The following is a 23,051-nucleotide window of genomic DNA, read 5'->3' on the forward strand; positions in this document are numbered from 1 at the left end:
TTAACCCGTTTGTCGCTCCAAGGTGAACGCGAGAGGCACCGCGGGTGCGTTGGGTGCTAGCCCGCCAGCGTGGCGGCGAACCGCGCGGGGCGCCGCACGCCGCGGGCCTCCATCCATGCGTCCGCCGCGGCGACGAGCGCGCGCCCCTCGTCGCCGCCGAGCCAGAGCCCCCGCGCGCGGCGCGCGGCGGCCGCCAGGAGGGCGGCGCCCAGCCGGTCGAGCGCGGCCTCGGCGCCGCGCATGCGCCCGGCGGCCTCGGCCGCGCGGCCGCGCTGCGCGGCGACGCTGGCCCGGATCATCGCGGCGACGGGCGGGCCCCAGAAGACGTCGCGCCGGTCGAGCGCGCGCGCGTCGGCGAGGGCGAGGGCGCGCAGGGCGACCGCCCGCGCGCCGCCGCGCGCGGCGGCCGCGAGGGACGCGAGGGCGCGCAGGTAGTAGAGCTCGCCCCGCACCAGCGGGATCGCGACCATGCCGGAGCCGAGGAGCGGCGGCGTCGCCGCCAGGACGAAGCGCAGCGCCGCGGCCGCGTCGCCCTCGTAGAGCGCGATCCGCCCGCGGGCGAGGACCTCGCGGAAGTGCTGGAGGTGGTAGCCGGCGCGCGACCAGCGCTCCATGGCGGCGTCCACCGTGGCGCGCGCCGAGGCCGGCCGATCGGCGGCGAGGTCGAGCAGGTACGCGCCGTTGAGGCGGATCATCGTCTCGCGGTAGCGGTCGCCGCGCTCGCGCGCCTCGGCGAGCAGCTCGGCCGTGATCGCGGCGAGGCCGGGGATCTTGCCCTGGAGCCAGAGCACCGTCGCCAGGAGCGCGTGCGCGAAGCTTCCGCCGCTCCCGCTCTCGCCGCCGTGCGCCCCGAGCGCCGCGCTGCTCCGCCCGAGGAGCACCTCGGCGCGCTCGATCTCCCCGCGGGCGAACGCGGCCACGCCCTCGGCCAGCAGGTGGAAATGGCGCGCCTCCGGGCGCGGCGAGCGCGCGGCCACCCGCTCGAGGAGCGCCAGCAAGGAGGCGGCGCGCCGGCCGCCGTCGCGCTGGCCGCGGAGCGCGGCGTGGATCGCCTCGAGGGTGAGCGCCCGCGCGAGGCGGTGCGGCTCGCCGGCGTCGAGCGCGAGGAGCAGGTGCCGCGCCGCGAACGGCGCGCTCTGGACGGGCGCCGTCACGGCCAGGCTCGCGGCCGCGTGACAGGCGTCCATGGCGAGCAGGTCGCGGCCCGGGATCTCGCGCTCCGCCCGCTCGCGGAACGCGAGGCCGCGGGCCCACAGCCGCGCGCGCAGGGCGGCCGCCTGCGCGAGCGCCTCGAGCGTCGACCCCGGCCTGGAGAGCCCGAGCTCGGCCAGGACGCCGTCGAGCACCGACAGCCCTTCGTCCACGTACCCGCCCGCGAGGAGCAGCTGCATCGCCCGCAGCCGGTGGGAGAGCGCCTCGCGCGGCGGCTCGCGCGACGCGAGATCGAGGTACGCCTCCGCCGCCTCGCGCGACCGGCCGCCGCTCGCCAGCGCGGAGGCGAGCGCGAGGCGGGCGCCGCGGGCGACCGCGGGGTCGCGCTCGCCGAGCTCGAGCGCCTCGCGCGCGAAGCGCGCCGCCCGATCGAAGGCGAGGGCCGCCTGCGCCTGCGCCGCCGCCTCGACGGCGCAGGCCGCGGCCTCCGCGTCGAGCCCGGCCCCGCGGAGGTGGTGCACGAGCAGGGACGGCTCGGCGCCGCCCTGGCCCTCCAGCGCCCGCGCGAGGCGGAGGTGGTGCTCGCGGCGGCGCGCGCGCGGCAGCGCGGCGAGCACCGCCTCGCCGACGCGATCGTGGTACGGCAGGAGCTCCTCGCGGTCGTGCGCCTCCCGCACGCGCACGACCTGCGCGGCGACGAGCCGCGAGAGCGCCTCGGGCTCGTCCAGCGCCTCGCCCTCCGCCGCCGCCGCGCGCGCCGCGGTCCGCCGCGCGATCGGCTGCCCCGCCACCGCGACCACCTCGAGCAGCCGCCGCGCCGGCGCGGGGAGCCGCTCGACGCGCCCCGCGAGGAGCGCGGGCAGGTCGGGCGCGGCGCCGCCGAGATCGCCGCGCTCGGCCGCGAGCCGCGAGAGCTCGGTGATGAAGAGCGGGCTGTGGTGGGCCTCGGCCGCGATCCGCGCCGCCGCGCCGCCGGGCGCGCCCGCGCCCGCGAGCAGCGCGCCCGCGAGCGCCGCGGCGTCGGCGGGGGGCAGCTCGCCGACGTCGATCTCGTGCACGCGCACGTCCGCCGCGAGATCGGCGCCGAGCGCCGCGAGCAGCGCGCGGAGGACGGGGCTCGTCGCGGCCTCCTCGGCGCGGTACGAGGCGACGAAGAGCAGCGGCGGCGCCGCGGGGGGGCGCATCAGCTCGACGAGCAGCGCGACGCTGTCGAGGTCGCCCCACTGGAGATCGTCGACCGCGAGCACCAGCGCGCGCGCGCGGCCGAGGCGCGCGCACAGCTCGCGCAGCGCGGCGAACGCCCGGCGCCTGCGCTCCGCGTCGTCCGGCGCCGCGCCCTCCCGCGGCGCGGCCGCGGCGATCGCCGGCACCTCCCGCAGCACCGGAAAGGCGCGCCCGAGCTCGACCACGTCGTCGGGCAGCCACGCGGCGAGGTCCTCCGGCGCCGCGCGGGCGAGGAGCCGGCCGAGCTCGTCGACGGCGCCGTCGAGCGCCTTGTACGGCACCGACTCCTGCTGAAAGCAGCGCCCCGCGAGCGGGACGGCCCCGGGCCCGCCGCCCGCCGACTCCAGGAACCGCTGCAGGAGCGCGCTCTTCCCGATCCCCGACGATCCGCGGAGCAGCGCGACCACCGTGCGCCCCGCGCGCGCCTCGTCGAGGGCCGCGTGGAGCCGCCCGAGCTCGGCCGCGCGGCCCACGAAGGGAGCCGCCGGCGCGGGGCGCCGCGCGATCGGCGCGCCGGCGGCCTGGCCGAGGAGCCGCGCCGCGACCTCGCGGGCCGTGGGGCGGGCGGCGGGATCGTGCGCCAGGAGCTCGCGGCAGAGGCGGTCGAGATCCTCGGGCGCGGCCGTCGCGGCCGGCCCCGGCGCGGGCGCCGCGCCGCCTTGCGCGGGCAGCGGTCCCGGCGCGGGCAGCGGTCCCGGCGCCGACTCCGCGCCGCCTTGCGCGGGCAGCGGCCCCGGCGCGGGCGCCGCGCCGCCTTGCGCGGGCAGGCGGCCGGTGAGCGCCTGGTGGAGCATCACGCCGACGGCGTACATGTCGGCGGCCGGCCCGACCGCGAGCCCCGCGGCCTGCTCCGGCGCCATGTACCTCGGCGTCCCCGCCCGTACGGGCGCCGCGGAAGCGTTGAGATCGGCGACGAGCCCGAAGTCGAGGACCTTCACGGCGCCGGCCGCGTCGACCATCACGTTCGACGGCTTGATGTCGCGGTGGAGCTTGCCCGCGTCGTGCAGGAAGGCCAGCCCCTCGGCGATCTCCCGGAAGGCCGCGCGCAGGCGCGCCTCGTCCGGCCCTCCCGCGCCGCGCACGTGCGTGAGCACGTCCGTGCCCGAGACGAGCTCCATGGTGAAGAACCAGCGCGCGTCGTCCCGGTGCAGCTCGTAGAGCCGGACGAGGCGCGGGTGGACGATGCCGGCCAGCGCGCGAAACTCCTGCTTGAACAGGGAGATGGCCTTCCCGTCCGGGCGCCGCAGCACCTTGAGCGCGAGGAGCGCGCCGCGCTTCCCGTCGAAGGCCTCGTACACGGTGCCGAACCCGCCGCTCCCGAGGCGGCGGCGGAGCGAAAAGCGCGGCGGATCTTCGCCGGCGGCGAGGAAGGCGCCGCTCTCGTCGGCGTCGACGGGGGCGACGGGGACGACCTCGGGCACGCGGGCGATCTGGCGGAGGAACGCGAGGGACGGCGAGGAAGCGGTGGAGCCGCCGCTGGAGAGGCTGTCGACGTCGGCCGTGGCGCTGGCGGACGGCGCCGCGTCGGCCGTGACGCCGGGGGATGGCTGGGGATCGACCGTGACGCCGGAGGACGGCTCGGATCGGTGGTCTTCAGCGGACAAGCAGGGGCTCCTGGGGGAGGAGCATACCGCGGGCGCGCTTCACGATGCAGGCTCCGCCGGCGCGAGCGCGGGCGTGAGGAGGCGGTCTCGCCGCCTCACGCCGGGCGATTCACCAGGCCTGGTGCCAGACCTGATCGCGGTCGGCGACCACGCCGGCGCTCGAGCCATACAGGACGTTGACGTGGCCGTCGTTGTCGTCGCCGCCGCGAGAGATGTCCTCGCCGGGCGCGCCGATGGCCAGGTCGGCCTTGCCGTCGCCGTCGAAGTCGCCGGCGGCCAGCGCGTACCCGGAGCGGTCATCGTCCTCCACGCTGCCCTCCACGCCCGGGCTGTCCTGCGTGTACGCCGGGTCGCCGAGGGTCGACAGGCCCGTGGCGGTGCCGCGGAAGACGTGCGTCACCCCGGCGTCGTCGTGGCCGTCGATGTCCTCGTGCGGCGCGCCGACCGCCAGGTCGGCCTTGCCGTCGCCGTCGAAGTCCCCCGACGCGAGGGCCCAGCCGAAGTGATCGCCGTCCGCGACGCTGCTGCCCACGTTCGGGGTGTTCTGATTCAGCAGCGGATCCCCTGCGGCGGAGAGGCCCGACGCGGTGCCGCGGAAGACGTGCACCACGCCGCCGCCGCCGTGCCCGGCGAAATCCTCGTGCGGCACGCCGATCGCGAGGTCGGCCTTGCCATCGCCGTCGAAATCGCCCGAGGCGAGCGCGTAGCCGAAGTGATCGCCGTCCTCCACGGCGTCGGCGACGTTCGGGCTGTCCTGGTGGAACATCGGATCGCCGACGGCCGACAGGCCCGCGGGCGTGCCGCGGAAGACGTGCACCGCGCCTCCGCCGCCGTGCCCGGCGAGATCCTCGTAGGGCGCGCCGATCGCCAGGTCGTCGAAGCCGTCGCCGTCGAAGTTGCCGGCGGCCAGCGACCAGCCGAAGCGATCCCCTTCCTCGACGCTGCCGGCCACGTTCGGGCTGTTCTCGTGGAACATCGGATCGCCGACGGCCGACAGGCCCGCCGCCGTACCGCGGAAGACGTGCACCGCGCCGCCGTCGTCGTGACCGTCCACGTCCTCGTCGGGCGCGCCGATCGCCAGGTCGGCGTAGCCGTCGCCGTTGAAGTCGCCGGTGGCCAGCGACCAGCCGAAGTGATCGCCGCGCTCGACGCCGCCGGCCACGTTCGGGCTGTCCTGGTCCCAGCCCTGATTGCCGGCGCTCGTGAGCCCGGACGCAGAGCCGTAGAGGATGTAGACCGAGCCGGCATCGTCGTCGCCGCCGATGTCCTCGCCGGGCGCGCCGATCGCGAGATCGTCGAAGCCGTCGCCGTTGAAGTCGCCGGCCGCCAGGGCATAGCCGAAGCGATCGTCCTTCTCGGCGCTGCCCACCACGCCCGGCGAGTCCTGGTGCCACAGCTGGTCTCCGCCGCTCGTCAGCCCGAGGATCGAACCGTAAATCACGTTCACGGCGCCCGCGTCGTCCGCGCCGTTGATGTCCTCGTAGGGCGCGCCCACGGCCAGGTCGGCGTAGCCGTCTCCATTGAAGTCTGCGGTGGCCAGTGCCCGGCCGAAATGATCGTCCTTTTCGGCCTTGTCCTCGGTGTGGCCGTCGGTGATCCGCTGCGCCGGCACCACGACGCAGGGGGAGCTCGGCGCCGAGCCCGGCGCGGCGTCGGGCTGGGTGCCCCCCGGGCAAGGGTTGACGGGGTAGGGGTGGTGCGACGGCGCCTTGACGTTGGCGCAGTTGCCCACGCCGTGATGGTCGCAGTCCGAGGTCGTGTACGCCGTGACCTGCGCGGGGACGCCGCCCTCGCTGTGAACGGCGCTCACATCCATGCTGTCGCCGTGGAACTGGACGAGCAGGAAGTAGCTGAACGTCGCGGAGCCGGTGCGAAACCACGGGATCTGGACCTTGTTCACGGCGATGTCCCCCCTGTGGCCGGCCTGGTCGTGGATGTGCCCCGAGAAGATGCCGAGGACGTTGTATTCGAAGCCGGTGATGGCGCCGATGAACTCCCCGTCCGTGGTCGACATGTCGTCGCCGAAATCGTGCATGTTGATGACGGCGCGCTGCCCCTCGCCGACCGCGTCGGCGAGCTGGTTCCGGAGGAAGTCGATCGATTTCGAGATGTGGAAGTCGGGCTCCTCGTAGGTGGGGTGATTGTGGAGCTGGATGAAGCGGATCCCGTTCTTCACGAACGAGTAGGCCACGCTGCCCGGATCGTACGCCTCGAGCTGGCCGCGGTGCTTCTTGATCCAGCGCTCCATCCACCGCCGCGACTCGTTCCCGCAGTAGTTGGATCCCTCGCCGGTCATCCGGTCGCACTCGGCGCACCCCTTGTCGCAATCGCAGGCGCCCACGAGCTCGCACAGGTCGCAGCCGGTGCTCGCGGCGCAATAGCCGCAGGCCTCGGCGATGTCCTGCGCCGAGGCGCCGCACTTGTCGTGCACGTTGCTCCCGTAGTCGTGGTTCCCCAGCCCCGGGAAGACGTCGACCCGGAGGTCGTCTTCATACTGGTCCTCGTATGCGGCCCACTGGTCGGGCCGGGCGAACGAGGTCAGATCGCCGTTGACGATGACCGCGCTGGGCGCGCTGTAGCCGGGGGGCGTCGCGCCCTTGACGAGCGCGTTGATCGCCTTGACCTGATCCCGGTTGGTCTTGTTGCCCAGGGCCTTGATGTCCGCCGACGAGAGCTTGGCCTTCGCGGCGTCCTCGCCCACGAGGTCGTCCTCGCTCCACCAGTATTGCGGATCGGAGGCGATGACGACCGAGAACGGCGCCACGGCCTGGAGCGGCGCGGGGGCCTCGGCGACGGGGGCGGGCGGCTCGACGTCGGCGGCCTCGCACGCGGCGAGGCCCATGGCGGTGCCCAGGGTGGTGCCCAAGGTGGTGCCCAAGGTGGTGCCCAAGGTGGTGATGGACAGGAGGATCGGCGCTGCGCGTCTCATTCGGGTCTCCTTTCGGGTGTCGCTGAGGCAGACCCGGCCCGCGGAGGATGTGAAGGACCCGGTGCTCCGGGAGGCGGCGCGGCCGCGCCCCGGCGTCTGGGCCGCGGGCCCCCGCGCCGGCGGGGGCGCGGGCGGGTCGAGCGGCGCGCGCGCTCACGGAGCAACGATGGAGGCGGTTCGCCGTCGCAGGCGCCCGGCGCCTGGCGCACGGACGCTGCGGGAGCGGGGCTCGGCGCGTCAGCTCGCGCTGGGATCGGCGACGCGGCCGACGAACAGGATGCTGCCCGTCGCGTTGTCGCGGATGAGGAACAGGAAGGGGTTCACGAGCGCGAGCGACGCCGGCTGGGGCGCCGACTCGTCGCCCACGATGACCGCGGTCGCGGCCGCCGCCTCGGTGCCGGCCTCGTTCACGCCGACGAACGCCTTGTGGAGGACGTCCTGGATGTAGGGCTGTCCGTTGGCGTTGATGCCGGTGAAGTCCGCGACCCCGAACGTGAACGCGATCTCCATCCCCATCGCCTCCAGCGTCTTCTTGAGGCTCAGCTCGTACTCGAACTTGAACTTGGGCATCGTCGTCTCGACCAGGTGCTCGCTCATCGCGCCGACGATGCCGTCGACCTTCGCCGCGTCGAGCGACGCCTCGAACGCGTCGAGCGTGCCCTTGGCCGGCAGGAGGAACACCATCGACAGCTCGTCCCCGTCGTAGGGCATCGCGACCGCCTGGTAGCCCTCGCCCTCGGCGTACGGCATCTCCAGGCTGGCGTGCATCAAGGGCACCGTCACCTCGGTGCCATCGGCCTTCTCGAACGGCCCGTCCGCCGTCGCGGTGGGCTGGAAGGGGGTGCGCCACGCCGCGTTGAAGTAGATGGCGTTCGTGAGGACCAGCACCGTCTCGGGGGTGATCGCGTCCACGGGCACCAGCTTTTCGATCTTGCCCTCGGTCTGGTCGCTGACCCAGCCGTTGATGAGATCGGCCGCTTCCTGCTTGTGGCCCAGGAAGTCCACGACGCGCATCCCGGCGCCGTAGTTCAGCGCGAGCGTGTCCAGGAAGGGCGCCTCGAACCCGTACCCGATCTGCCCCCAGAGCGCGTTCACGACGTTGAGGCGGAAGCCTTCGCCATCGGCGCCCTGCGCGCCCTGACCGCGGCTCTCGAGCTCCTGGTCGATCCAGTTGAACGCCGGGTGGAGCTTGTCCTGCCCGAGGTCGAAGCGCAGCGTGTCGGCCATGGCCGTCTCGGTCTCGCCCTTCGCGCCGGCCCACGTCATCGCGAGCGCCGTCGAGATGCTGTAGGGCGAGTAGAAGACGTTGCCGGGCTCCTGGCGGAGCTCCTGGTAGAGGTCGAGCGCGAACGCGGAGTTGCCCGAGACGAGCGCGGTCTTGTCCTCTGAAGGGACGTCCGGGGTCGAGATGCGCTGTTTGTCCGAGGCGACCACACACCCGGGCTTGTCGCCGTCGCGGCACGCCTCGTCCCCGGGCTCGGGGGTCGGGTTGGGCTCGGTGGAGGCATCGCAGCCGAGGATCGCGGCCAGAGACAGGGCGAGGAGCGGAGCGAAGGTTCGGAGGGTTCGCATCATGCCGCCCCGCCCAGCATCGGCCGTGCCGCGCCGGCCCGCGATCGCGGGCGCGTGTGTTTCCGGGGCGAAACGCGCGGAGCGACCGGGCCGCAGCGCTCCGGGCTCTTCCGCTCCCTGACATCCGGAGAAGCGCTGGCCCGTTCTGGCACAAGATGCTTCGCCCGAGGCGCCGAGCGCTCCCGTGTCGAGCGTCGCGTCGGCGGGGCCGAGGCTCGCGAGCCCGCTACCGCGCCGGGGTGATGGTCACCTTCAGCATCTGGTTCGACGCGGGATACAGATAGCCGTCGTCGACGGGGCGCACCTGGTCCGTGGGATCGTCGGCGCCCATCTGCGGACCGGCCTGGCGCGGCGCCTGGTCGGGGCCCACGCCGGGCCACTGGTTGGCCTCGGTGCCCGCGTCCCAGATCGTGACCTGGTCGGAGACATCGCCGCTCACCGGCTCGCCGCTCGCGTCGAACAGCGCGATCCCCTGCTCGCTCGGCGCGAAGAACAGATCGTTCGATTGCCCCAGCATCGACGCGAAGCTCAGCCGCTCGCCGGGCCGCGCGGTCACCGTGAAGCTGAACGTCGCGCCGGGCAGCAGCGGCCCTGGCATCGAGGCGCCCACGGGCGTGTTGTAGACCAGCACCGACGAGATACCGCTCTCGCCCCCGACCTCGGCCTCCAGCGCCTCTGCGAGCGCGGACGGGTTCCCGTCCTCGGCCAGCATTTCGAGGCCCTTGCCCCGGTCCGCCTCGCCCGATTCGAACAGGGGCGCTCCGGACCCGTGCACCACCGCGACGCCCGGCGCCGCCGGCGAGGTCAGCCCCGCGCGGGGCGTGGCCCCCTCGTGCAGCATCATCGGGTTTCCGTCCTCGGCCTGCGCCTCCAGCCCGTTGTCGGGGTACGCCTGCCCGACCGTGAACAGCGGGTCGTCCATCGTGTGCACCACGAAGAGCCCCGGCGACAGCGGCACGGCGGCCGGCTCCCCGCCCTCGGGCATCAGCGTCCCCACCTCCGACATGTTGGTGATCCGGATCGTGAACTCATTGCCCGGCTCCGGCGTCACCGTCACCTGGATGACCTCCTCGACCGCCGGGTAGGTATAGTCATCCTGGACCAGCCGCACCGTGTTGTCCGGGTCCGGAGCGCCCGTGTTCGGGGCGCTCTGCCGGGGCGCCTGGTTCGGCCCGGCGCCCGGCTCCTCGTTGGCCTCGGTGCCCGCGTCCCACAGCAGGACCTGGTCGGTCACGTCGCCGCTCACCGGCTTGCCCGACGCGTCGTAGAGCGCGATCCCGGCGCCGTCGGGCGCATAGAACAGATCGTTGGATTGACCGAACATGGTCGTGAACGACAGCCTGTCGCCCGGCAGGGCGCCGACGCGGAACTCGAAGCTCTTCTCGGGGAAGAGCGGCCCGGGCATGCTCTCGCCCACGGCCGTGTTGAACACGCCGGCCACCCGGTAAGCCCGCGCGGGCGTCACGTTCTCGAGGGTCACCTCGAAGCTCGTGACCGCATCCCCGCCAGCGGCCCCACCGGCGCCTTCCCCGCCCATGCCACCGGCGCCGGTGGTATCGCCGCCCTCGCCGTCGCCGCAAGCAGCGGCGAGGGTGAGGACGAGGGGCAGGGCCGACAGCGCGCGATTCCGAATCTTCATGAACATCCTCCAGAAGCGGTGATTGAGATGACGCGACCTGGATCGCCCCCGCCGCGGCGAGCCGCGTGGCAGTGGGCGCTCCTCCAGCGGCACGCCGACGAGACCGGAGCGGCCGCGGGCGCCCGTATGGCGCCCGCCTCGGCCTGCGATGGGCCGTGGCGTGTCGTTCGAGGGTGCTACGCGGTGGGGGGTAGGTCGGTTTCGCGAGGGTCGCGTGCGCCTGCTCGATCGTGCTCGGGAGGAATTTTTTAGCGTGGACGGCGGCCGCCGGCGGGCTCGCCTTGCTGCCCTTGTGGGCCAAGGCGACGTCATGGCGGTCGCGAGGGCACCGGGTCGAGCACGTGGACCAGCAATGGCCTTGACGCTGCGTTGCTGCCGGACGATCGGAACGGTGCGTCCGAAACCGCTCGGAGGAACAGATGAAATCTCGGGCAACGATGAGGCTGATCGCCCTCGTGCTGTGCGGCATACTCGTGACGGTGCTCGCTCCCGCATGCGACTTGAGTTACGATTGCGAAACAGTGGAGCCGGGAGGCGCAGGTGCTGGAATACCCACAGGCTCAGTAGGTGCAGGGGATTACCTCAGGAATGGGGAAGATGACGGAGAAGGAGATGTTGATGGCGCGTCACAGGCGCTGATGGCTGGGTGCTCGCCGTCGAAGGACTGCTATGACATGTTCGACGACTGCGAAGATATTGGCGGGAAGTGTATTGTTGGATTCCCCGGATGCGATATCCATGGTAGCAGCCCGTGTAGGACTTGCCTCGACGCCTGCCTCAATGATAGACCGTACCCACCGCAGTGTAAGTGTCGACAGTGTGGGTTCCGATGATGAGCTACTCGCTGCAGGGTGCCGTCTACGTCGCGCTAGGTAGAATCGCTCAATCAGAGCTCAGGAAGATTGTGTCTCCCGTGGTCGCCGAGGATGACAATATCCTTGTCGGTCCGTCGAGCGCAGAACCGAAGCGTCATCGAGCCCTGCGAGCTCGGCGCTGGGGAGTGGAACCATCTGCGGAGCTTAATAAAGAACTCGCTGACTCTGACGGAAAACCGATCTGCGTGGCGTTGCCGCCGACGATCCGCGGCCTGCTGAGCTTCTCCAGGATCTGCGCTTCCGCGGCTGAGCGAGGGCGACAAGTCTTCATGATGGCTCTTGAGCCCGATGCGACGCTGGTACTGCCACAGGGGCCCGATCCAGCGGTGGAGGCCTATATCGATGTAGCGGACGCGCTGCAGCGAAAGCCGTCCGTCACCCGGTGTTCGGAGCTTGAGATCGCGCTCGCTGCCACTCTCTGGAAACTGTGGTGTCGCCGATCCCCCGTTGCGATATCTAGATTTTGCGCATCTGGTAGCGCGCTCCACCCGCAGCTTGCAAACCTTGGGCGCTACCATGCTGGGTACTTCCCGAGGCAGACTGCTCAGGGTCTATTGCTGTCGCGGTTTGACGAGCTTCTCCTGCGGCAGCTTTCCAGCGATTGGATCGCGCCGGTTAAGGTGTTTTCCAACGGAATGAGGGCGAGGTCCGGTCTGCATGCGTGGCTCTCGCATGTTGGCGATTATTGCGTGCTCGAGCGGCTGTTGGCCTGGTCCCGCCATGACGGCGGACGCGTCATTGAGTGTGAGGAGCATCCGGAAAAGGCGTCTGAATTGAGCAGATGGTCCTTTCGATGGCGTGCCGGAGGCGAAGAGATATTGGAGCGGCTGCCGAGCTTGCAAGCCGCAGCGCCGGTGTCCCTTGGAGGTGCTGTCGCGTACGACGCTGATCGCGCCTGGGTATGTCGCTTCGATGTGCGAGGTACACCTTACGTGACTCGGCTCGCCACGGCTCAAGGCGCGGTCGGCGGTCGGACGGCTCCCGTGGCTTGACAACAGCTCGCGCGTAACCAGCTCAGGTGGAGGTCGCTCATCCCGCCCTGCTCCCGAGCGGGCAGGAGGAGGGGCCCGGCGAGCCTGCGCGCGGACCACCCCTGCTTCCGGGACCGCCCCTGCCCGTGACGACGCGCGTTTCCCGGAGCGTCGGCTTGCTGCCCCAATGGGCGGAGATCGCGCCGCCCGCGCCGCCGCCGCCGCAGCCGCAGCTGCCGTTGCCCAGAGGCTCCGCGCGCTGCTGTCGGCCTGGGGGCCGGGGTTCGCGATCCGCGCCGACATCTCGGAGGTCGCCCGCGATCTCCTCGTCGCGCTGTGAATCGAAGAGCCTCCCGGCGGGTGGGACGCGCCCGAGGGGCTGCCGGAAGGGCCGAGCGACGACAGGGGATAAGACCAGCTCGCCGGCTGCGCCGCACGTGACCCGAGCCCACGACGCGCCGTGGACGTTCCCGCCGCGGAGGGCGTCCACGGGAGGGGCCGCCGACGCAGCGGCTGGTCCTGGGGTGACGACCGCGGCGAGGAAGACGAGCATCGCGCTCGGGCCGAGCCCCGCGAGCACCGAGCTCATGCGGCACCAGAGGCCGAGGAGCAAGCTCTCGCGTGCCTTGATGGCGGGGAGGAGCCTCGGCGCGTCCGGATGGCTCACGTCGGCGCGCATCGCCCAGACCGCGTGCGCGCGCGCGCCGCTCACGTCCCGGCGCCGGAAGAGGACCTGCCCCATGAGGACGAGCGCTTCGGCGTGCTCAGGCGCGATCCTGCGGCCATCACCAGCGCCCCCTGCAGATCGCCGGAACGTCGACCGCGTGGCGAGGGGCGCCTCCGAGCGATCTCGGCGTGGAGTTTGACTCAGGTCTCGGGCATACTGGCGCAGGAGGTGGTCCAGCTCGATGACGGCAAGCGTTCTCGACCAGGACCGGGCAGCGGCGGCGAAGAGAATCCTCTTCCTCCCCACGCGGTGCGTCAGATGAGCCGCCCCAGCCGGATGATCTCGCCTGCCGAAATCGAAGCAGCGATCAACGCCGGCGAGGTGGTCGAGGACTACCCGGAGGATATGCGCGGCCACAGCTGCCTCCTCCTCGGATCCAGGGACGGCGGCCGTCCCATCCACGTCGTCTGCGCACCGAAGCCGGACTACCTGGCCTTCATCACGGCCTACATCCCTCATGCCGATCAATGGTCCACCGACTTCAGAAAGAGAAGGTGATCATGCAGTGCATGCATTGTAGAGGAGAGATGAAGCGATCCCATGCTCCTTTCAGCGTGGACCGCAGTGGCTATCACGTGCGCTGGGATGCAGTGCCCGCGTGGGTGTGCGAGCAGTGCGGCGAGCCCTACTTCGAGTCGGCTGAGGTCGCGCGCATTCAACGCGCCCTCGCCGCACTCGAGCGCGAGACCGAGGCGGCGTGATCAACAGGCACACCCGACCATTCCCGAGCAACTCGCCCAACAAGCCGTTGCTGCTGGCGGCGCTGCGCGCCGCGGCAGATCGGCAGTTCGTCATGCGTCATGAGTAACGAGAAGGACGCCAAGTCAACCGACGCAGCTGCAAAGATTGCTGCTGGTCGGATTGCGTTGTGGATCGATTAAGAGGATCTGGAGTGGCTCTCATCCCATTGCAGCTGTGAGGATTCCACGCCAGATCTTGAACGCGATCGTTGCGCGCGGATTCGGTTTCGAGCCAATGCAGCGCTTCACAAGGCTGGTCGAAGGTGAAATGTTGTTGCCATGGTCCAGGCGGTCGCGAGCGCCGTGAACCTCGCCGGCGCGCTCGCCTCGCCGCCACGGTGCGGGTCGCCCAAACTGCGTGCTCGCGCGCGCCGCTCACGTCCGCGCGCCGGAGGAGCACGTGCCCCATGAGGACGAGCGCGTCGGCGCGCTCAAGCTCGGCCTCCGGCGCGGCGCGCGCCCAGCGCTCGGCGGTCGTCGACGCGGCTGCGCGCGAGGTGCGCATCGCCGAGGGCGACGAGCGTCGCGACGTCCTCCGGGGCCAGCTCGAGCGCTTGGGTCAGGAACTCGACGGCGCGATCGTCGCGATCATGGTACCGCGCGACGGCGGCGAGGCCGCGGAGGAGCACGGGGTCCGATTATGAGGCGGCCGCGTCGTGTCACCCAGGCGCGACGCCTCCGGCTGCGCGTCCGCCGCGTCCGTCCAGACGCTACCCGCCCGCCGGGAAAGGCGGCGGCTGCCGCCGGTGTTCGACGGATGTCCCCTATGGCGCTGGACAGCATTGGTGCAGCACAACACAAAGATCACGAGATACTGCCCAGTCTGCCGCGGCGGATGTGAATTCGGTCCGCAGACCCCGGACCGTCTGCGTCGTGTCCCATCAAAAGATCTCTCCACCTCACGCGAGCCCGTTCGAGAAGCGCTCCGACCGTTTCTCGTTCGGCTCTATCACGCTGGTCGTCTCCGAAGCCGAGGTCCGCCGGTCGGCTGACCTCGTCGGCGGTTCGATCAAGCCAGAGGACCCGGAGCGAGATGACGGAGCTCGCTAACCTGGCGTTGCACCCGACGCCTGACCTCGGTTGCTCCGCGCCCTCGGCCCGGCGTGGGTGAACGCCGATACGTCAGCCGGACCGCGCGGCCCCCTTCCCCTGACCCCGGACGCTGGCGTAAGATGGGCCCAGCTTGAAGGACCGAGGGACACCATGACCGTTCGTACCGAGGAAGTTTTCGGCATTCGCTCCCAGCTCGTTCTCAGTTACGTGGAGCGTGACGACGTTGACTCGCGGTTCAAGGAGTCGCTGGCGACGGACCATCATGTGGTTGTTTACGGTTCATCCAAGCAGGGAAAGACCTCGCTCCGCCAGAAGCACTTGCCTGACGAGAAGTGCACCATTGTCCGGTGTGGTCCTCGGATGTCGATTGAAACGCTATACCAATCCATTCTGCGACAGGCAGGCGCGACGATCAAGACTATCGAAACGCAGTCGATCGAGGGATCTGTAGGTCTGAAAGCGAAGATCGGGTTTGCCGCCAAGCTCCCACTTGTCGGCGGCTCCCAGGCCGAGCTCGAAGGTTCAGGGAGTGTCAAGGGCCAGCGGCAGCTGACGACCGAGTTTGTGTCACACGATTTTGGCGATGCCCAGTCGATCGCCGAGCTCCTTGAGAAGCTCGCTTTCAACAAGCGCGTCGTGCTCGAGAATTACCACTACCTGCCTGGGCCGACACAACGGGCTCTTGCTTTCGACCTCAAGACATTTCACGAGGTCGGGATCAAATTTCTGATTCTTGGCATCTGGAAAGAGGCAAATTTGCTCGTTACTCATAACGGCGATCTTCAGGATCGCGTTGTTGAGGTCCCAATTGAGCCATGGAAGGATGCGCACTTTAACGATATTGCCGACGTCGGCTCGAGGTGTCTCAACATCACAATTGACCCCGATCACCTCGCAAGAATGCGAAGCTGTGCCTATGGTAACGTTGGCTTGTTTCAGGAGCTCCTCAAGCAGTACTGCCTTGAGGGTGCCGTCTACGAGCGAATGCACTCGCCAACGGTGCTCTCGGATGGTGCCGCGCTAGAACGCGCCATTCGCTCGAAACTCGAGTCTCAACGGAGTGCCCTGCTCAAGGGATTTCAGGGTATCGCGGCCAAGTCGCGCGTTCGACGAGGAGAAGGCGAGGAGCCACTTCTGCTCCCGTATTACCTGACTCAAGCGGTTCTTTCGCTGCCGGTCACCAAGTTGCAGGAGGGGATTGACCGAGGCTACCTTTTGGAGTTGCTTCGGGCGGCACATCACCGCGTTGACAAGTCCACTATTCGCACTGGTGATGTCACCAACCTGCTCACGAACCTTCCGCTGTACCAGGCGGACATGAGCCCACCGCTCTTCTATTACGACGCGAACTCGAAGAGGCTTCGGGTTGTCGATAGCAGGATCTTCTTCGTCTTGTCCAACGACAACCAGAAGGAGCTCGCAGAAGAGATCGCGTTTCCGGACACTGAGATGCCGGATGACGGCGAGAGCGACCGGTAGTGCAACAGTCCGCCGGCTAACGAGCGCCTGTACCCGACGAAGGCCGGCCGGCTCCGGTCCCGCGGATCGCCGGAGACGTTGATGGGCGTTCGCCGGCCGGACGGCGGTCCCCGGCCTTCGCGGGTGAGGCGCGAGCCGTTCGGCGGGCATGATGGATCGGGCAAGGGGGAGCGGTCGCGGGCTGCAACCCGGGCGCAGACCCTACGGCGCGAAGCGCATCGTCTCGGCAGCGAAGCCGTCGCTGCCGCGGTTCGGCTTGTCGCGCGTCTCGTCCTCCACATCCGCGATGCCGCCCCGGCCCCCCGGGCCGATCTCGAACGTGACGCGATCCAGGGTGAGCTGCTCGTCGTCGGCATAAGCGATGCCGATCGAGGGCCCGCCGGAGCCCCCGCCGCCGTAGCCGCCCGTGCCGCCCCAGCCGCCGTAGCCGCCTCGGCAGGCGTACTCGCCCCCCATGGCTGGCGCCCGCCCCGGCGGGCCTCCTTGTACACCCTGCCCGCCCATCTGACCTCGCCCCCCCCCGCCGCCGGAACCGCCTCCGGCCGTCACGACCCGGGTCTCCCGCAGGGTAAGCTTGCTGCCCGGATGGGCGAAGATCGCGATGCTCGCGCCACCCGGCGCGCCGCCGCCGCCGCCCGTACCGCCGCAGCCGCCTCCGCCGCCCGAGCCGCCCGACGCACCGCCCAGTGCCGCATTGCCGCAGCTGCTCCGGCCGCCTGGTGCGCCGCCGCCGCCGCCGCCCCCCTGGCCGGGCGCTCCCGTGCCGCCTTGGCGGCCGGGCACGCCTTCCCATCCGGCCTCGGTGAGCCGTCCACCCTGGCCGCCGGCGCCGGGCGCGCCCGGCGCACCGTCATCCCCACGGTGACCGTCCTCGCACGGGGCCCCGTCCTTCGCGCCTGCGCCGCCCAGGCCTGCGTCCCTGGAGTTCGGGGTCGGCAGCGGCTTGCCGTCCTCGCCATCGCCGCCGCGGTCCGGGGTCCCGTCGCCCCCTTTGCCGCCGGTCGATACCAGGTCGCCGCACACGGTCATCACGGCGGGCCCGCCGGTCACGGTGGCTGCCGAGCAAGCGTCCTTCCCGATGGCGCCGATCTCCCCGTACGCTGCCGATCCCGGTGGCGCAAGGTTCGACCCGTTCGCGCCGTCTGCGCCTCTCCGGCCGTAGCTCGTCTTGAGCACGCTCCGAAGCACCTCGACGACCGCACCCGGCCAGAGCCTCATCGCGACGGTAGAAGGGATCGACTCCTCCGGTGCGAAATCGGCGATCACGTGCACGTCCACGATCGTGGATACACCGTCGGTGGCCACCTCGCCGTCGTCCTGCGCTGCCACCACGGTGAGTGGGGCGACCTCGGACGATGATCCTGGCTGGATAGATGCCACATACTCGGGGCTCAACGTTTCCGTGGCGTGTTTCCATCCCGCCCAGCAATTGAAGCCGCCCCACAGATCGATGCCGGACGGCAACGTGACATCATGGAGGAAAGGCTCGGTGCAGGCGAACACCCGCCCCTGTGCACGCGGCGCGAGCGCGATTGCGCGGGCAAGCGTCTTCACGGGCTTATCCATCGTGCCGGGGTTGTCGTCGTCCCCCTGGGTCGTGCTCGCGAACACCCCGCAACCATCTTGCACACGCAGCGCGGCGAGGCCTTCTAGACACGCCTCCTCCGAGGGCCCGGCGCTGCAGGTGCCCCCGTCCGCGCACGGTGGGGTCGACGTCTCCGCTCCGCACCCCAGGACGGTCGGAGAGGATAGCAGAAGGACCCATGCACCGACTGTGAATCTCATGATCCTCCCTATTGGGGCGGCACATCCAGCTCGGGGAAATCCCAGAGGGGAGAGCTCATGCCGGGCTGCCCTTTCGCTGGCTCCTCATCCGGATCGGGTCCGAATCCACCGGCACCGGGGGCGCCTGATGGGCTCCAGCGAGCGCTTTCCGTGAGGTGAACGCTGCTGTCCACGCGTGCGACGGCGACGGAAATGCCCCCGAGCCCTCCGCCGCCGTGGCCGCCTTTGCCTCCTGTACCGCCGAACCCACCCTCGCATGCAAAGTACGCCGTGCCTGGGATAGCTCCAGGGGCGCCGCGTGGCCCGCCCTTGCCACCCTCTTGCCCCCTCCCGCCGTTGCCGCCGCGCCCCCCATTGCCGGTGATGATGTCGGTCTTGTCCACCAGGACGTGAGCATGCAGGGCGATGATCCCGAAGCTACCGCCCCCGTAGCCGCCCCCCCGGCCACCACGCCCCCCGCAGCCGCCGCCCCCGCCCGAGCCGCCGGACGGTCCGCCTTGCGGATCCACGGGGCGGCACTGCCCGTTCGGTCCGACGCCGCCCCCGCCGCCCCCGCCCTGGCCGATGCCCCCGCTCTGGCCTTCCTGTCCCGAGAACCCCTGCCAGCCGTGCGCGCTGATGCTCCCGTACTTGAGCGGCTCCTCCAATCCTGTCCCGCCGCCAACCCCGTTCGTGCCAGGCTTCCCATCGCCGCCCCTCTTGCCGGGCGTACAGCTCATCGCCCCGCCCTTTCCCCCTTCACCATCGTCGACTGCGCCAGACCCCGGTGCCTCGTGAAGCGCCGGTGCACCTTCCGCACCGTCACCGCCCGCAGCGACGTCACCGTCGCCGCCCGCGCCGCCGATGGACGTCGTCCCGTCCTCGCACACGGTTACGGGCGCCGGAGCGCCCGCGGCCCAGTCCGCCAGGCACCCGGGCGCGCCTGGATGGCCAGGCGCCCCATCCGGCGCCCGCCAGGGCTCGCCCTGCGGAGCGCTCTCCCCGTCCGCCCCATCCGCCCCGTCCCCCGCCAGGATCTCGCTCGACACCACCTCCACCGCGGCGCCCTCGCCCACGATCATCCCGATGGACGACCCGCTCGGCCGTACCGCATCCGCCGCCACGAGCCGCACCCCGAACACCGCCGACGTCCTGCTCTCCTGGCGCGCCTCCACGGTCAGCGGCACCCGCCCCGGCTCGGGCGCGATCCCGGTGAAGCTCTCCCCACCGCCCCAGGTCCACGCCTCCGCGCCGCAATCCCGCCCGCCCCAGATCGCGACGCCCGACGGCAGCGTAACCGCCTCCTCGAAGTCCTCCGCGCACGCGTACACCCGCCGCGTCCCCCCGGGCTCCGTCGCCTTCTCCACCGCGCGCCGCAGCGTCCTGACCGGCGCCTCCCTCGTCCCGTCGCTCGCGTCGTCCCCATGCCGCGCGACGAACACCCCGCACCCGTCCTTGGCCGGGCTCGTCGCGGGATCGCCGTCGCACGGCGACGCCGGCAGCGCCGGCGGCGTCTCGCCGGGGAGCGGATGGCACGTGAAGCTCCTCGCGCAGTCCTCGGCATAGTAACAGCCGGCGCTCCCCGAGGCGCTTCCGCAGCCGAGCACGATCAGCGCGACCGAACGCAGCCTCGCTCGACCTCGCCCCCCGCGCATCCCCATCGCCCCTCCTCGCCTCACCACGCGCCCTGAAGGACGAGCCCGGCCTGCGTTCCCGTCGCGCTCGGCACCACCTGCACGCCTCCGCGGGCCGGCGCCTCGTGGACGAGCCACCCCTCCGCGAGGAACGACGCCGCCGTCGCGATCCCGAACACCGCCCCCGTCGCCAGCGCCACGTTGCCGAGCGTCGCGAACAGATCCCGCTCGGCCAGGTCCTTGCGGATTTCCCCGCAGGCCGAGGGCGCGTCCGGCCACCAGCACGTCGCCGGCGTCCAGCCTTGCCGGCGGAGCGCCACCTCGCGCTCGGCGGCATTGCCGTCGATCACATCGGCCCGCAGCAGGAACACCGTGCCGGCCGCCACCGCGGCCGTCGCCAGCGCCGCGCCCCCGATCCGCAGCTCCGTCAGGGGTACTGCGGGCCGCGCCGCCGGTCGCGCCGTCGGAGCCGCCGGCCGCGACGCGCCAGCGCTGGCCGCCCCCGGGGCCCGCGCGCCGCGCTCCGGCGCGCGCGGCAGCTTCAACGCCAGCGAGATGTCCTTGCCTGCCTGCCCCTCGAACGCGCTCACCGCCTCGGCGTGGCCATCGAGCCGGGCCCGCACGGTGTGGTGTCCCGGCTCCAGGAACAGCTCGTAGGTCGGCGCCGGTCGTCCCAGCGCTTTGCCATCGACGAACACCTCGGCGTCGGGCGGATTGACCCCCAGGTAGACCGTCGCCACGCGGCGCTCCGCCTGGAGCAGGCCGTCTTCCGCCCGTTCCCGGAGCGCGCGGCGGAGCCCGTCGCGGTGTCTCAAGCCCTGCGCCAGGTGCTCCGCCGCGTCGCGGTGCCTGCCCAGCGCGAGCTCGCACAGGCCGAGCTCCGCGGCGATCTCGGCGCGTTCCGCGTCCGTCGTCCACGCCGTCTCAGCCGCCTTGAGGGCCGCCTCGTACGCCGCCTCGGCCTCGACCCACCGTCCGGCGTCGCGCGCCTGCCGCGCGAGGCGCAGCGGATTCGCTGTCGTCGACGCCTCGTGCGCGCCCGAGATCGCATGGGGCTCACGCGCGCCCGCCACGCCCTCCTGCGCCGCGATGACGCCAAGGAAGACGCACGTCACGAAGGCGCAGCGCGCGCGGCACACCGCTCGGTGGATACTCCTTCGCGCGGGCCCATGTCAACGAGCCGGTTCCCGGCAGCGCTGGGTGTTCTCGTTGTCGATGGCGTTCAAGACGGCGAGAGTCGTCACCGGATCAACGAGTGAAAGAGAACCGGAGCATCGATGAAGTAATGCACGATTTCACCGCGGGGACCGGAGGTCAGAGGCCGGAGTGGGGGAGGGGGAGGGGACCACGGCGGAGCTGGGCAACGGCTCAGCTCCGCCGGCGGGCTGGATCTGTGAGGACATCTCGCCGGGCCCGTATCCCCCGTGTCCCGCCTCGTCGCCATCGTGTTTCGTGGCGCCGCCCGTCCCACCCCTCTCGCGGGCTCGGTCGATTTTTGGACCATCGGGCCTGGCTCGGATCGTCTGGTGGGTCGTGGACCGAGCAACGCCGACCTGCCCTCTATCCGCTCGCGTGAAATCGCTCGCCAGCTACGTCGGGGTGCCCGCGCGGGATCTCGACGACGTCATGCAGGACGCGATGGTGCGGCTGTGGGAGAAGCGCGAGCAGGCGCGCTCGGCCGCGAATCCGAGCGCCTTTCGCGACAGCGTCGTCCTGAACGCGGCCCGCGATCACCGGCGTGCGGCGCGCAGGCGCGAGGACGTGCTCACGGGCCTCGACGAGGCGGCGCTCTGCGATGACCGAAAGAGCCCCGAGGAGCACGCCATCGCACGCCAGGAGGCGGCGCTGGTGCGGCAGCTGATCGAGCAGATCGGCGAGCGGGGCCGCGGGGTCTTCATCGCGTGCGAGCTCCTGGAGCGGCCGATCGCCGACGTCGCTCGAGAGCTGCAGATCCCGCTGGAGACCGCGCGAAGCCGCCTGCGCCGGGCCTGGGAGCAGTTCGAGGACGCGGCCGCCCGCTGGGAGGCGAGGCAGCGGGGCCGCGGCGCCCGGCGGCTGCGCGCCGTGCTGTTCGCGCCCTGGCTCCTGGAGCGGCGCTCCTTCCGGCGCGGTGGTTCTGCGCGCTGGGTGGCGCCGGGCTTCGCCATCGCGTGCGCGGCGCTGCTCGGCACGCTGGCCGTGGGCCCGAGGGAGCCCGTCGAGCCGCTCCGCACGTCCATGGCCGCCGTGGTCTCCCGGAGGGCGCTCGTGCCGGCGACGGCGCAGGCTGGGCAGCATCCCACCGAGCCCGCGCGCGTGGGCCAGGCGCTGGACGGCGCGGTGACCGCGCCTCCGGCGCTGGCTGCGGCGGTGGCGGCCCCTGCCGGCCTCGCGATGCCGGCAGGCCCCGCCGTGCCGACAGGCCGGCCCGCGGCGCGGCGCCCGGCGATCGGCGCACGCGAGCGAGATCTGGTCGCCCGCGCACGGACGGCCGTGGAAGCCGGTGATGTCGCGTCGCTCGTCGAGGCACGACGCATGCTCGAGGAGCACGGGCGGAGGTTCCCGCGGGGCCGCATGGCGCGCGAGCGCGAGGCGCTGCTGGATCAGATCCGGTGAGGAGCGCGCGGCGGGGCATCGCCGAGCGCGAGGCGGCGCTCGTGCCGAAGGCGGCGCTCGACGTGCCGTGGTGCGTGGTCGCCGCCCTGGGGGATTGAGCGCCCCCTGAGCGGGCGTCGCTCGGCGCGCGGCGCCTGCTCAGGCCTGCTCAGGAGCGGTCGTGTCTGCGTGCGGACGAAGGGTCGCGCGGAGCATTCACGTTTCACTCGGAGGCGAGCCATGGATCTCGAGGCGCTGCCCGCGCGGGGTGCAGCCGTTCATCGTGTCGGAGCAGGCATGTTGGGTGAGGCGTCGGCCCCTGTGGCGCGACACCCCCGGACGGCTCGCCCGAGCGCGCCCGGCGCGCGGGGCGTCGCGGCGCGGGCGGCGGGACGGCCGGGATCTCGGCAAAGCGAGGTGAACCGCGCGGCATCCCGCGACCGGGCGGGCGCGTTTCACGATCTCTTTCGGGCCGAGACGGCTCGGCGCGTTCACCGGTGGCTCGGGAAGCTCCGCGTACCCGAGCGCGATCGTGGCGATCTGAGCCAGGATGTCTTTCTGGCGGCCATCATGGGTTTTGGCAGCTACGACCCCTCGCGTGGCGAGGTCGCGCGGTGGCTGAACGGCATCGCGGTGAACGTCGCTTCGCGTTACCACGCGAAGGCCTCTCAACGGAACGAGATCCTCACGGATCCCGCAGAGCTGTGCGAGGCCGGCGGCAGCGCGACGGCGATCGAGCGCCTGCTCGCGGCGGAGCGGCGGTGCCTGCTGAGATCACTCGTCCTGGAGTTGCCGTTCGAGCTGCGCTCGGTGCTCGTCCAGCACGACCTCTACGAGATCTCCGTGAGAGACATCGCCGAGACGCGAGGGATACCCGTCAGCACGGTGTACAGATGGCGCATGAGAGCGCTCCACGGCGCGCGGGGAGCGCTCGCGAGGCGCATGGCTGTGGAGGAGGCGCGTTGCGCGACGCCGCGTGCTCGCACGCACCCGGTGGCATGATGAAGCCGCGAGAAAGAGCAGCCTCGCGGAACCGGAGCCGGCTGCCGGCAGGCGGCTGAGCAGCCTGGCGAGACCGCAGCGGTTGCCAGCAGGCAGCTGAGACGTAGCGCTC

General features: G+C 71.7%; 14 protein-coding genes. 7 read left to right on the forward strand and 7 right to left on the reverse strand.

Going from position 1 to position 23,051, the window contains the following annotated elements; all coding sequences use genetic code 11:
• Window positions 1-56: 56 nt before the first annotated feature.
• The 4 genes from NQZ70_RS10085 to NQZ70_RS10100 form a co-directional block, all read right to left on the reverse strand.
• Window positions 57-3,980 (reverse strand): serine/threonine-protein kinase PknK, encoded by a 3,924-nt coding sequence (locus NQZ70_RS10085; protein ID WP_129574027.1) that lies wholly within the window; start codon window positions 3,978-3,980, stop codon window positions 57-59.
• A 109-nt stretch (window positions 3,981-4,089) separates the two neighbouring features.
• Entirely contained in the window at window positions 4,090-6,909 is a 2,820-nt protein-coding gene (locus tag NQZ70_RS10090; protein ID WP_129574028.1) for an FG-GAP-like repeat-containing protein, read from the reverse strand.
• A gap of 237 nt (window positions 6,910-7,146) precedes the next feature.
• A complete protein-coding gene (locus NQZ70_RS10095) occupies window positions 7,147-8,484 on the reverse strand; it encodes a serpin family protein (protein ID WP_129574029.1) in 1,338 nt (445 codons plus the stop codon).
• Between the two features lie 223 nt (window positions 8,485-8,707).
• Window positions 8,708-10,120 (reverse strand): spondin domain-containing protein, encoded by a 1,413-nt coding sequence (locus NQZ70_RS10100; RefSeq protein ID WP_237245195.1) that lies wholly within the window; start codon window positions 10,118-10,120, stop codon window positions 8,708-8,710.
• Window positions 10,121-12,153: 2,033 nt separating this feature from the next.
• Between NQZ70_RS10100 and NQZ70_RS10105 the strand changes: the two genes are divergently transcribed.
• From NQZ70_RS10105 to NQZ70_RS10125, 5 genes are all read left to right on the forward strand, one after another.
• Window positions 12,154-12,306: a hypothetical protein gene (locus NQZ70_RS10105; protein WP_165373886.1), complete on the forward strand. Its 153-nt coding sequence runs from the start codon at window positions 12,154-12,156 to the stop codon at window positions 12,304-12,306.
• A gap of 318 nt (window positions 12,307-12,624) precedes the next feature.
• On the forward strand, window positions 12,625-13,191 hold the full coding sequence (locus NQZ70_RS10110; protein ID WP_207217790.1) for a DUF4258 domain-containing protein: 567 nt from the start codon (window positions 12,625-12,627) through the stop codon (window positions 13,189-13,191).
• Between the two features lie 11 nt (window positions 13,192-13,202).
• Window positions 13,203-13,394 carry a YgiT-type zinc finger protein gene (locus NQZ70_RS10115; protein ID WP_257792791.1) on the forward strand — a complete coding sequence of 64 codons (192 nt, stop codon included), beginning with the start codon at window positions 13,203-13,205 and terminating at the stop codon, window positions 13,392-13,394.
• Window positions 13,395-13,840: 446 nt separating this feature from the next.
• Window positions 13,841-14,077, forward strand: coding sequence for a hypothetical protein (locus NQZ70_RS10120; RefSeq protein ID WP_129574033.1), 237 nt, complete (start codon window positions 13,841-13,843; stop codon window positions 14,075-14,077).
• Window positions 14,078-14,636: 559 nt separating this feature from the next.
• A complete protein-coding gene (locus tag NQZ70_RS10125; RefSeq protein WP_129574034.1) occupies window positions 14,637-15,965 on the forward strand; it encodes a hypothetical protein in 1,329 nt (442 codons plus the stop codon).
• A gap of 201 nt (window positions 15,966-16,166) precedes the next feature.
• Here the strand turns inward: NQZ70_RS10125 and NQZ70_RS10130 are convergent, their stop codons facing one another.
• The 3 genes from NQZ70_RS10130 to NQZ70_RS10140 form a co-directional block, all read right to left on the reverse strand.
• The gene (locus NQZ70_RS10130) at window positions 16,167-17,576 is read right to left on the reverse strand and encodes a hypothetical protein (RefSeq protein WP_165373887.1); all 1,410 of its coding nucleotides are present in this window, start codon (window positions 17,574-17,576) and stop codon (window positions 16,167-16,169) included.
• Between the two features lie 182 nt (window positions 17,577-17,758).
• Entirely contained in the window at window positions 17,759-19,390 is a 1,632-nt protein-coding gene (locus NQZ70_RS10135) for a hypothetical protein (RefSeq protein ID WP_272828151.1), read from the reverse strand.
• A gap of 14 nt (window positions 19,391-19,404) precedes the next feature.
• Entirely contained in the window at window positions 19,405-20,502 is a 1,098-nt protein-coding gene (locus NQZ70_RS10140; protein ID WP_129574037.1) for a PEGA domain-containing protein, read from the reverse strand.
• A gap of 433 nt (window positions 20,503-20,935) precedes the next feature.
• Here NQZ70_RS10140 and NQZ70_RS10145 point away from each other — a divergent pair, with 433 nt between their 5' ends.
• Entirely contained in the window at window positions 20,936-21,958 is a 1,023-nt protein-coding gene (locus tag NQZ70_RS10145; protein ID WP_165373888.1) for an RNA polymerase sigma factor, read from the forward strand.
• Between the two features lie 276 nt (window positions 21,959-22,234).
• Entirely contained in the window at window positions 22,235-22,939 is a 705-nt protein-coding gene (locus tag NQZ70_RS10150; protein ID WP_237245196.1) for an RNA polymerase sigma factor, read from the forward strand.
• The last annotated feature ends 112 nt before the right edge of the window (window positions 22,940-23,051 follow it).

The sequence above is a fragment of the Sorangium sp. So ce836 genome, assembly GCF_028553905.1.
Lineage (GTDB): Bacteria > Myxococcota_A > Polyangia > Polyangiales > Polyangiaceae > Sorangium > Sorangium cellulosum_D.